The organism is candidate division KSB1 bacterium (genome assembly GCA_022566355.1).
Taxonomy (GTDB): domain Bacteria; phylum Zhuqueibacterota; class JdFR-76; order JdFR-76; family DREG01; genus JADFJB01.
In genome coordinates, this window is sequence record JADFJB010000141.1 from 1 (window position 1) to 11,338 (window position 11,338).

The following is an 11,338-nucleotide window of genomic DNA, read 5'->3' on the forward strand; positions in this document are numbered from 1 at the left end:
CTCCTAACCTCCCCTTATCAAGGGGAGGAATTTCCCCTCCTTGTTTAAGGAGGGGGTAGGGGAGGTTTAATAATATTGATAAGTACAATTTTAATGCGTTACAGTAATTATGTTTTTATATACTTAGTAATAACTGGAAAACTTCTTGCCATAACACATTATAAAATAAAAAATAGCTTAGCTATACAATACTTGCCAATTCATATTATCATTTGCCCAGAAAAACCTGGCGAGCATGCGTTCTGCTGCTCAACGATCAGTTTTGCATACAACTCAATTCCGAATAGGCACCGAAACTGTAATTTGGTGAGTCAAAACATGCGCTCCCTGCAATGTAAGAGATCCAGCCGGCGCCAGCAAGATATCATTTGCTGCAAGTGACCTGACGCCCGAATCAGGAAAGTTGAGATTCTCAATTCCCGGTCGCCCCGTTCCCATAGTTAAAAGACCTGCATACCTAATCTGTATTTCTTTAAAATCAAAAATAAAACCCAGGCTTAAGGTCCATTCAGTCCAGTGTTCGTTTTGTATGCGCTGGAATTCTTCAACATAATTTTTCTGTATTAATTGATATGAAAACATTCTTGCTTCAATACCTCCCTGGATTGCCGTATGGTCGGTTTCTTTTTTCATAAACCCCATGCGTATCAGGGCATTTGAAAACCGGAAATCATTTTCAACTGTTTTCCCCCACGGCGGGATAATATTGCCATTTCGGGAAGTCATATATTCCCCGGCATCTGCCCAGGTATTGCTCCATATGGGCTCATAAATGACGTCGATCCCGAATGTTGCGATCTCTGTGGATTGGGAAATTCCCAGGCCAAAATTATATGCCCAGGTGTTACCCGGGTCTTTTGGAATATTCATCAGCTCATAATTGGGTATCTTGGGATGATATTTCCGGTTGAATGTAAAAATGCCACCGATGCGCCAATCACTTTCATATAGAGGTTGCACATAGCCAAGGTGAAATCCCCACATTTTGGTCTTATCGCGGTTTTCTTCAACCCATGTTTGCCGTACATTGTGATCCACGCTGGAATCCCAAATCCAATCGGTATAAGTAACTTCATGGTTCATGTCAAAATAATTGTATAGGAAAATGGCTTCATAAGTCCGTGCGTTATCTGTTTCCGAAACAATCCCCAGCCGGACATCCGTAAGGCTGCCATATTGATCAATTTTCCGGCTGCGTGGGTATAACAAGTCAACACCGTCCATGCCGTTTAGATCAGCCCGAAATACGCTTAATCCTATGGCTGTATTCTTATCAATCCTTTTTCCATATGTCCCATAAAAATACAAATTATTTAAGGAATTTTGGCTTAACAACTTGGTGAAACGACCCAAATCAGCCGATTGCAGTTGTTGAATAGAAACCGCAAGTCCGCCGAAATAGTTTTCCGAACCAAACAACACTGCCAATGGTAAAGAATTACCACCGCCTAAATCGCCTGAAATTCGATAGAAAGTTGGCGAGCTAAACAGGTAAGCACCCAGGATTCTGCTCCCTTTAGCCGGATTGATAAATGGGTCAAGGAATAGATCATCCACGGCAATGGAAATACCGCCGGAACCGAGATTTTGTGAGGGGAAAATCATAAACTGGTTTCCGGTCGCAATCGGCACTGTTTTTAGCGAGATAACCTGGGCTGACACGGTTATGGGTAAAAATCCAAGAAACAAATAGAGAAATGATTTTCGCATTCGATTTGCGGATTTGGAAGTCATTTGTATCCTCCTTCTTTCTGTGAATTATTTGTTAATGGTAAAACGGACTGCACATCATCAAATAAAACAATTATAATGCCAATACAATAATACCCTTGTTACTATCAGAAAAAGTGGAAGGTAATTCACATAAAATTAAGAGGTTAACGTTTTATTCTATTAATTAAATGAGATTGAATCTCAAATTAACAATATAGAAATATTATCAGAAAACTGTAATAAGAATCAGAGATCTGATAATTGATATTGAGATTTTGGGTAAAAATACCGCGCAGTCAGTTTTACTTCAATCAACAATTGTTGTCGTGATTTCTAACCTTAAGGGGTGATATATTTATAACAACCTTATCCTCCAGCCTGTTAAGTTCAGGTTAAACGACATGTGTCTTTCTATTTCGTTCTTTACATATCTTCACTTCACCTCTTAAGTAAAACACCTGCTCACACGAAACTGACTTAACATTCACGGCCATTTTAAGTACCTACTATGCTGGTCTATTAAATGAAATCCTATATGAACAGTTGAGCATTTTTGAAGTACTTGTGATTTTAACTTTATTTCTATTATGAAATTCCCGTGCGTTAGTCAAAAGTTATTTATAAGAAAACTCAAATAGACCGATAAATAATTAGAATGTGAATGAAGTTAAAAATGTTTAGGAAAAAACACATGATAAACAAACAACTTTTGGTTCTAATACAATTATCATTAATCGCATTCGTGGGATGCGGTCAATTCGCGACAAAAGTGGGTATAGAAACCGACAAAATGAAGGTCACTCCTTCTGAAAAAGCCTTTCTTGAACATGCGAAACAGGGCAATATTATTGCCGTAGATTCATTATTGACGGTGGGGATAAGACCAAATGTCAAAAATCACAAGGGTAACACGGCTTTAATGCTGGCGATCCAGAATGACAACATCACACTGGTTCAATCCTTGCTGGACAAAGGTGCTGATGTGAATGTAAAAAACAATGAAGGTATAACACCTTGGATATTGGCAGCCTTCTATGGGGTTACTGAAGTCGCAAAAATATTACTAGAACACGGTGCAGACATAAATGCCAAAAATGAATTTGGTAATACGGCATTAATGGTGGCAGCTGACCAAAAACATAGCGCTCTGTTTAAATTCTTGTTGGGTAAAGGCGCAAATGTTAATATAAAAGATAATTTTGGTGATACGGTGTTAATGTCCATAGCCAGCTTAGGCCACTTGGAGTTATTCCAAGCAATTTTAGAGTATAAAACAGATGTAAATACCCAGAATCACTATGGCGATACAGCGCTAATGTTGGCTGCGTGTACAAACCACACCACTATTTCCAAAATATTGTTAGAGAAAGGTGCTGATCCAAATATCAAAGATTTTGATGGTGATACTGCCTTGATGTTTGCAGCAAGAAATGACTATACAAACATTGTCGAAACCTTGCTCGAATACGGCGCGGATGTCAATGCAAAGAACAAGGATGGTGATAATGCATTAATAGTGGCTGCGAAAATGGGCCGTGCTTCTGCGACCGAATTCTTATTGGGCAAAGGTGCTGATGTGAATGCAAAAAACAATTATGGCGATACCGCTTTAATATTCGCAGTGAAAAATGACCATATTGCTATTGTAGAAACCTTATTAGAGAAGGGTGCTGATTTTAGTTTTATGAATAAAGCTGGCAACACAGCTGTGATGTTGGCTAAAAGAAGAGGAAACAAGGTTATAACTCGCTTGCTTGATCGGTATTAAGTTAAACAGCTATGAAATTTATTGTTATTTTTTGTGTCTGCAATAAAATAAGCAAAGATTTAACTTCCTACTTGAACACACCAAATCCTTCAGGTGCCCGCCGGTGTTTTGTTCCCTGCTCGTACGCATAAACAAATTTGATCAAATCAGGCTCACCAAAAAGCCTGCCGACAAATGTCATTCCCGCCGGCAATGAATCATAGGTAAACCCAATTGGAACCGTGATTGCCGGAAAACCGGTATGGGGCGACATATATTGGCTGTTATCCCCGGCCGGACTTTCCATATCGCCTACTTTGCGTGGCGGATACCTCCAGGTTGGATAAACAATTGCATCAACCTTATCCCGTTCCATGGCTTTCAAAATAGCTCCGCGAAAGGCAATGTTGCGCTCATCATGATACAGATCCAGGCAGGGTGGCTCTCTCTCTTCAGGCGGTGTTTTCGCTTCAAGAGCCCGCTTCAATCTTCTTTCGATATAAGGAGAATACAATCCCGATTCTGCAATCTCAGCGATTGTTTTGTAGGGAGCCTTTTCTCCTAGTGATGCCAGGTAAAGATTCACATCATGCTGGAATAAATCGCACCAGATGTTCTTCCTTAACGTATCGAATTCAGGAATATCAAACGGATCGACGATGTTGGCTCCCAGTTTTCGCAAATCCTCGATCGCCTTTTCCATCAATGCTTTGACTTGCGGATCGATGGTTTCGGGTTCCATATAGTTTCTAAAGACGCCGATTCGCGCTCCTTTCAGGCCATTTTTGTCGAGGAATTGAGTATAATTTTTCGGTATTTTGCCTTCACTTTTCTTGGTGATAGGATCCGCCGGATCATAACCGGCAATCACTTCCAGAATTCTCACAGCATCTTCAACCGTCCGTGCCAATGGACCGCCGATGTCGTTACGCAGGTATAGTGGAATGATGCCGTCACGGCTGGTCAGACCCATGGTGGAACGGATGCCAACCAGGCCATTATGAGAAGATGGCCCCCGAATTGAATTTCCGGTATCCGTTCCCAAGCCGACAACGCCAAGGTTTGCCGCCACAGCCGCAGCAGTTCCACCGCTAGAGCCAGCCGGTACGCGTGTCAAGTCATACGGATTTCGGGTGATGCCGGCAATGGAACTGACTGTAACATAAGGGCTGAAAGCCCATTCGGCCATATTCGATTTTGCCAGGACAATAGCCCCAGCTTCCCGGATTCTTCTAACCTGGAATGCATCATCTGGAGGAATGGAGCCTTTCAACGCCAGGGAACCACCGGTTGTCTGCAGATCTTTGGTGTCATAATTATCTTTGACGATGATGGGAATCCCGTGCAACGGGCGCAGCTTACCGGTTCGTTTAAACTCCTCATCAAGCTTATCGGCTACAGCCAGAGCATTTGGGTTTATAATTATGATGGCATTTAAGCGAGTAGATTGGTCGTATCTTTTAATCCGTTCAAGATACCCTTCTACCAGCATACGGCTGGTGATTTTTCCTGAACGCATAGCTTGATGAATGTCGGAAATGGTTGTTTCGACCAATTGAAACTTTTCCTGATTTTGTGCAATTGCTATTAGATCAATCTTCATAACAATAAACAAAATAAAAAAAACTGATATCCATATCATTCTAATTTGATTTTTTCTCATGGATTTTTGCCTTTCTCTAAGAATTTTTACATGAATGAGTTCATTCTAAAAAGGTAAATACCGATTCCATCGCTATCATAAGTATTTGTTTAAGTGTCTAGATTTTATCAAAAGCGATGGAATCGATTATTAGAATAGACTCAAAAATAATATTTAAAACACTAATTACAAGTGAATAATTGTTGGAAGAACAATTCATGACAACCGGGATTTGGCAATGAATAACCCACTTATCGATAAAAAAGGAACTGACCAAAATCCGGAACTTTCCTGTTTTCATACATTCATATGAATAATTCTGCTCAGTATTATCCGGTGAATTGATTTAGAATAGTAAATTTCTTGTCGATGATTAGACAGCTCTAAAAACAAATTCATGTCAAGGAATTATTGAGTTGGGAATTTTTGAGAAAATTCGATCGCATGCTGCAATAGCAAGCGGTAATTTTGCCTCGATGTTTAAGAATATTGAAGTACCGCCGCTTCCGGCTGTGGCCACTCGCCTGATCTCGGAATTTAACCGTGCAGAACCCGACATGCAAGAAATCACGAAAATTATATCATCAGATTTGGAAATCAGTTCAAAAGTAATCAGAACCGTAAACTCTTCTCTTTTCGGATTGCCCAATCAAATCAAGAGCATCCAACAGGCAATTCCTTTACTAGGACTTCGAAGTATTCGAACGATTGCCCTTTCCTATGCGATGAAGAAATCTCTCCCGAAACCGTCCGACAAACTTTTTAATCATGAAGCCTTCTGGGCAGATTCCCTTGCCCGTGCATTGTTAGCTCGTTCTTTAACACATTATTTTAGACCTGGTGAGAAAGATGAGGTATTTACTGCAATGCTGTTGGCAGATATTGCACTGCCGGTTTTGTTAAGTGTTTGGAGCGATTATTATTCGCCGATTTTTTCACAATGGCGAGACAATTGCGAGCGCTTATCTCAAATCGAACGAAAAGATTTCGGCTGGGATCATGCCCAAGCCGGTGCCTGGATTTTAAAATCCTGGGATTTCCCCGATGAATTTGTCTGCCTGGTTGGCGTGCACAATTTAACCATTGATGAGCTTCAAAATCTCGGTCTGGAAAATTCAATTGCTCTTCCATTAGCCGTTGCTTCTTTGTTACCCAGCGTACTTAAACCCGATGAAAAAAGAGCACAGTTAATGAATGAAACGATCATGAATTCCTTTGCAATGTCAGAAGATTATTTCCGAAATATGGTTGCCGATATCCAATTTAGTTTTGCTGAAATGAGAGACCAGTTCGATTTGAGGGATCAGAAATTCAATGTATTTGAACTGGTATTGAATTGTACAAATTGGGTTAGTGAAGAGCAAAAAGCATGAACTCTTCGCAACCAAATAATCCGCAGCAAACACGGCTATTCAGAATCATTAAACTCTTGACCCATTTACAACCTGGTTACCTGGTTCGATCTATGAAAAATCCACAGGTTGTGGTTATTTTATTTGCGGTAATTAGTGGAGGACTGGCTTTAGGAATTATAACGACAATCGCTTTTCTTACTGAGTTTCCATTACTATTCCCACCCCTTGGCGCGTCTGCATTTATCTTGTTCTATACTCCTATGTCCGAACAAGCAAGCCCCAGGCATGTCATTCTAGCTCACACAGTCTGCCTATTTTTGGGTTTGCTTTCCATTCATTTCCTGGCGATTTATTTTTTCGATTCAAATACCCTGGACCTAACGGTAATGAGTTGGTTACACGTTGCAGCTATAGCTTTGGCAATGGTGCTTTCAACAACCGTGATGATCTCTTTTAAATTTGAACATCCGCCGGCAGCTGCAACAGCCCTGATCGCATCTATGGGTTACATTCTAAATTCAACACAAATAATCGGATTTGTTGCCGCGGTGATACTACTGGTTTTAGAAGCTTATCTCTTCAACCGAATTTTAGGCGGAATTCCATATCCACATTGGCGATATAATCAAAAGATTGCACAGGATTATAAAGAGCTGGCGGACATAAGCAGCAAAAAATCCAGGATGGGTGAGCAATTGACAACCAGTATATTTCATAAACGATAAGCAGTTTTTATTTCAATTCCACGACATTTTTAATCAAACTAATCTAACTTCAATCCAGCCTATTAATTATCCAATTTTAATTTCAAAATATTTTTTGTAACACAGGACTTTATCAATCGTATTTTCTATTCAAATCACAAAATTGTTAATCCTCAAATATGGAGGTATTGTTATGAAACGCGTCATATCATATCTAACTTTATTTGTTGTGAGCCTCACCTTTGTTGGTGCAAGTCAATTAATGGCTCAGGACAAAAAGGTTAATTTTGATTCTTTTCGAGAAAATCTTGTAAAGAATCTTTCCTCAGATAATCCCGGCATTAGAGAATCAGCGCTGCAGCTTATTAATCGATATAGTGTTGAGTTGGGATTAAAGGCGGATCAAGTAGATAGTGAAACAATAAAATTATTTCGGAAGAACCTTGAACGAAATTTAGCTTCATCAAACTACGGTGTCCGGCAGTCGGCAGTACAATTAATTACACAATATGGCGATAAACTCAAGCTGGCGAGAGAGGCAATATTTTCTTTGATGAGAGTATATCGATATGAAAAAGATATTAACTTTCGCAAAATGGCCCTGGCCGCGCTTCACAAAACAGGAGACGAATGGGCGATGGGTTTTCTGAAGACAAGCATCGATTTCGAAAAGGATGAATCGTTAAGACACATCATTCAAGCCATTGTTCTCGATTATGAATCATTAAAAGTTTCGGCCCCTTGTTGATGGTTTTAAAATGAATTGATTATCAAACAGGCTGTCTAAATTTTTGGACAGCCTGTTTTTTATTTGATCTTCAAAAAATTGTGAACACAGTATCTGTAAATAAATAGAGATTCAATTTTTGGAGAAATTCCCATAGTTGTTTAATATTTGAGTAGGTAAGAATCTAAGGGGTTTGTGAAAATAAAACAATTGAGACTTTCGGAAAAAAGATTATATTAAAAAAATAATATCAAATAATGACCACTATATGAATAAATTATTAGAACATAATCTTGCTCAAATAATAAATTGCTGCAAAGAAAATGACGTTGAGAAATTACATGCCTACGGTTCTATAACAACAGAAAATTTTACTGATAAAAGCGATATTGATCTGCTTATCAAATTCAAGAATATCCCATTCGAACAATATACTGATAATTATTTCCGCCTTCATGCGTTATTCAAAAAAATTTTCAAGCGTAAAGTGGATTTGATAACAGAAAACTCGCTATCTAATCCTTATTTTATTAAAAAAATAAATCAGACTAAAACTCTACTTTATGAAGGATGAAATTAAAAAATTTCTCTTTGATATAAAAGAAGCGGCAAATTCTATCTTCGAATATCTTGGAGAAAAACGAGACTTTTATGAATACGATAAAAATAAAATGTTAAGGAGAGCCGTTGAGCGAGAATTTGAAATAATCGGGGAAGCCGTAAATAATATTTTAAAGATTGATTCAAGTTTTCCTATCAAAAATGCTCGACGGATAGTTGACTTAAGGAATTTGGTCATTCATGGATATGATAAAGTCGATAATATTATAATTTGAGGCATAATTAGTCGAGACCTGCCAAAGCTTAAAATTGAAGTCGAAAAATTGCTCGAAATTGAATCACCACGATAAAAATCAGATCGTTAAGCAAAAAATATTTGTTTTGAAACGGTGTGATTAAATCAACCATTCTTCCAGTTACCATTTTCTATTTAGCAATCCTAAATTTTATTCTTCAAATACTCAGGATTAATTTTTATAGTTTCAGCTAAAAAATACTGATATTTATCCATTTGATCTATCGCCTTACTGATTTGCCCTGCCCGAAAATACAATTCCGCATCTTTTGTCTCCAGCCTCAAAGCACGCATAATTATTGGCATCGCTTCTTTAGCCCTGCCATTCTTAAACAAAACCCAGGCATAGATTTCAAGTACCTCAATATTACCCGGTCTGCGAATTAATTCCCGCTCTATGCGATAAAGTGCTTCTTTAAGATTAACATTGTAAACAGAACCATATCTTGCATATTCCAAATTGATATTCCAGCCATTCTTTTCATAATTGCTAAATATCTCAAATACTTTTTTGATTATTTTATCAGCCTGAACCTTCTTTCCAGCCGCTGTGTAAACAGCAGTCAGCAATTCCAAAACATTATGATCCGGAGCTATTTCGTATGCATGAAGTAAAAGCGAAACAGCTTCTTCATAGTTTTGTTGTGCCATTTTGATTTCTGCGAGTCCACTCATCGCATGCACATAACCAGGGGATTCTTGTAAGACTCCGGTAAAGATAGCTTCGGCTGTTTCCAAATCTCCTTTGTCCAAAAAAAGGTCTCCCAGGTAAAATAAAGACCAGGCACGGTTTTCGTAGCCAGGCATTCCGGCGCTTGCCGCCAATTTCATCGCATCGATTGCACCTTCCGGGTCTCCGTGCAGCTCCCGTAAATAAGAAACCCGGCTGTAGGAACGCAAATCCGGTCGAATACTGATCATTTTATCACAGTACTCAACTGCTTTGTCATAATTGCCAAGCTCAGCATTAGCATCTACAAGGATTCCATAAGCATAAGCCAAATATGGATTTATTCGAATAGCTTCTTCTGCCAGTGGAATCGCCTCCTTGAATCGATGTTTAGTTACATAAAGCGTGGCTTTTATAGCTAATGCGAGGGCATTGTCGGGATCTAATTCAATTGCATTGTTAATCATCTTCTCAGCTTCGCTTATGTATTTGATTTCCTGGCCCGTACTTCTGCCAATTTTTAAATAGTGTTGAGCAAGTGCTATGTATGGATCAACCTCTGCCGGATTCTTTTCGATTTCATGTAAATAGTATTGAATCGTTCTCTCCGATGATTGGATGGCCGATGTGGCATTTTCAAGGTCGAAACCGATAGCCAGGTTTGGGATCTTGACTTTTTTTTCAGCTGATCCAATGGCTAAATAATAAACAAAAACTAAAAATGATATAACTGTAATGATAGCCAATATTTTTTTGGAACTCATAATACTTCTCCGAATACGAATTGGGAGTTCAACAGCAGGGTGAGAAGCCCTGTGAAGAACTCCCTTTTCCGATTTACTACTTCAACAAAAGTGCTTTTTTGGCTGGAACCACTTCATTACCCACTTTAAGCCTAAAATAATAGGTACCGCTCGGCATATTTCTCGCATTCCAGGCTACGGTATATGTTCCGGGGGTTTGCCTTTCATCCACAAGGGTATCCACCAATTGTCCAAGAGAATTGAAAATATTAAGTTGGATTTCATTTTCTTTAGAAACATGATATTGGATTTCAGTCGATGGATTAAATGGGTTAGGATAATTCTGTTCGAGGAAAAAGGCTTTTGGAATTGAATAGCCAAGTCCTGAAGCTGAGATACCCGTCGTTGTCGGATCTTCTGCAGACAATTGCTTGATGTAATCGTATCCTCGATGCGGGGCTGCAACATATGGAAATGAATCCTTAAACGGCAAATCATTTTGTTGGGGTCCTGCATGGTAGGTTAAGACAGCCACTAAATCGTCGGTAACCGGCGACGGCGACGTAGCCGGATCATAGTCATCATACCATAAACCGATAGCAGCGAGAATGACACCGGCAACAGCCTGTAATTCGATTCGAGTCACATCATCTTCCAGGCGTCTGCCATTGGGAAATCCATCCATATTGGGGATGAACTCCAGGTCGGTGGTCGTGTTAAACCGCGAATCGGTCAAGCCAAGAACCGCAGCTTGAATCAAGCCCAGAGAACTAAAATCTCCACTATCCCGGGGAGTTGCCGGAACCGCCATATTCAGGCGCAGCATATCTCCAAGAGTTGGCAAAAAATTGTTAATAAACGGTTTCCCTGCTGCCAAAGGATCGCCGCCCTTTCCGGTCGCCAATTGATAAGGTCGAAGATTCGGCACTCCCGTATAAAATATCGGCAAAATATCGACGGAGCGTGGATTACCTTCCTGCAGTAAAACAGGTCCAAAAGATGATGAATGTAATGCAGTTCCGACTAATGCATCATCCGGCAAACCAAACAGCCCATTGGCCCCATTTGTAAAATCGAAGGCTCCCAATGAAGCAGTTTGGATTCGTAAAGCCGCAAATGCCGGGACTGCGCCACCAAAAAGATCATCATCCATATACAAGGCTAGTTCCGGGTTGGTGAAA

The 11,338-nt window shown here is 39.6% G+C and carries 10 protein-coding genes; 6 read left to right on the forward strand and 4 right to left on the reverse strand.

The window, feature by feature from the left end; genetic code table 11:
- Nucleotides 1-273 precede the first annotated feature (273 nt).
- A complete protein-coding gene (locus IIC38_18070; GenBank protein MCH8127834.1) occupies nt 274-1,734 on the reverse strand; it encodes a hypothetical protein in 1,461 nt (486 codons plus the stop codon).
- Nucleotides 1,735-2,404: 670 nt separating this feature from the next.
- Here IIC38_18070 and IIC38_18075 point away from each other — a divergent pair.
- Nucleotides 2,405-3,481, forward strand: coding sequence for an ankyrin repeat domain-containing protein (locus tag IIC38_18075; GenBank protein MCH8127835.1), 1,077 nt, complete (start codon nt 2,405-2,407; stop codon nt 3,479-3,481).
- A 67-nt stretch (nt 3,482-3,548) separates the two neighbouring features.
- Here IIC38_18075 and IIC38_18080 read toward each other — a convergent pair whose 3' ends face one another.
- Nucleotides 3,549-5,123, reverse strand: coding sequence for an amidase (locus IIC38_18080; protein ID MCH8127836.1), 1,575 nt, complete (start codon nt 5,121-5,123; stop codon nt 3,549-3,551).
- Nucleotides 5,124-5,518: 395 nt separating this feature from the next.
- Between IIC38_18080 and IIC38_18085 the strand changes: the two genes are divergently transcribed.
- From IIC38_18085 to IIC38_18105, 5 genes are all read left to right on the forward strand, one after another.
- On the forward strand, nt 5,519-6,475 hold the full coding sequence (locus IIC38_18085; protein ID MCH8127837.1) for an HDOD domain-containing protein: 957 nt from the start codon (nt 5,519-5,521) through the stop codon (nt 6,473-6,475).
- Nucleotides 6,472-7,182 carry an HPP family protein gene (locus IIC38_18090; protein ID MCH8127838.1) on the forward strand — a complete coding sequence of 237 codons (711 nt, stop codon included), beginning with the start codon at nt 6,472-6,474 and terminating at the stop codon, nt 7,180-7,182. The genes IIC38_18085 and IIC38_18090 overlap by 4 nt, the downstream gene beginning before the upstream one ends.
- Nucleotides 7,183-7,354: 172 nt before the next feature.
- Nucleotides 7,355-7,909 carry a HEAT repeat domain-containing protein gene (locus IIC38_18095; GenBank protein MCH8127839.1) on the forward strand — a complete coding sequence of 185 codons (555 nt, stop codon included), beginning with the start codon at nt 7,355-7,357 and terminating at the stop codon, nt 7,907-7,909.
- Between the two features lie 247 nt (nt 7,910-8,156).
- The gene (locus tag IIC38_18100; GenBank protein MCH8127840.1) at nt 8,157-8,462 is read left to right on the forward strand and encodes a nucleotidyltransferase domain-containing protein; all 306 of its coding nucleotides are present in this window, start codon (nt 8,157-8,159) and stop codon (nt 8,460-8,462) included.
- Nucleotides 8,452-8,724, forward strand: coding sequence for a DUF86 domain-containing protein (locus tag IIC38_18105; protein MCH8127841.1), 273 nt, complete (start codon nt 8,452-8,454; stop codon nt 8,722-8,724). Before IIC38_18100 ends, IIC38_18105 begins: the two co-directional genes overlap by 11 nt.
- 164 nt (nt 8,725-8,888) lie before the next feature.
- On the opposite strand, the gene IIC38_18110 is transcribed toward IIC38_18105, so the two are convergent.
- Complete coding sequence (locus IIC38_18110) at nt 8,889-10,178, reverse strand: tetratricopeptide repeat protein (GenBank protein ID MCH8127842.1); 1,290 nt, start codon at nt 10,176-10,178, stop codon at nt 8,889-8,891.
- Between the two features lie 76 nt (nt 10,179-10,254).
- Nucleotides 10,255-11,338: DUF4331 family protein (locus IIC38_18115; GenBank protein MCH8127843.1), on the reverse strand; the 1,084-nt coding region annotated here is incomplete at its 5' end.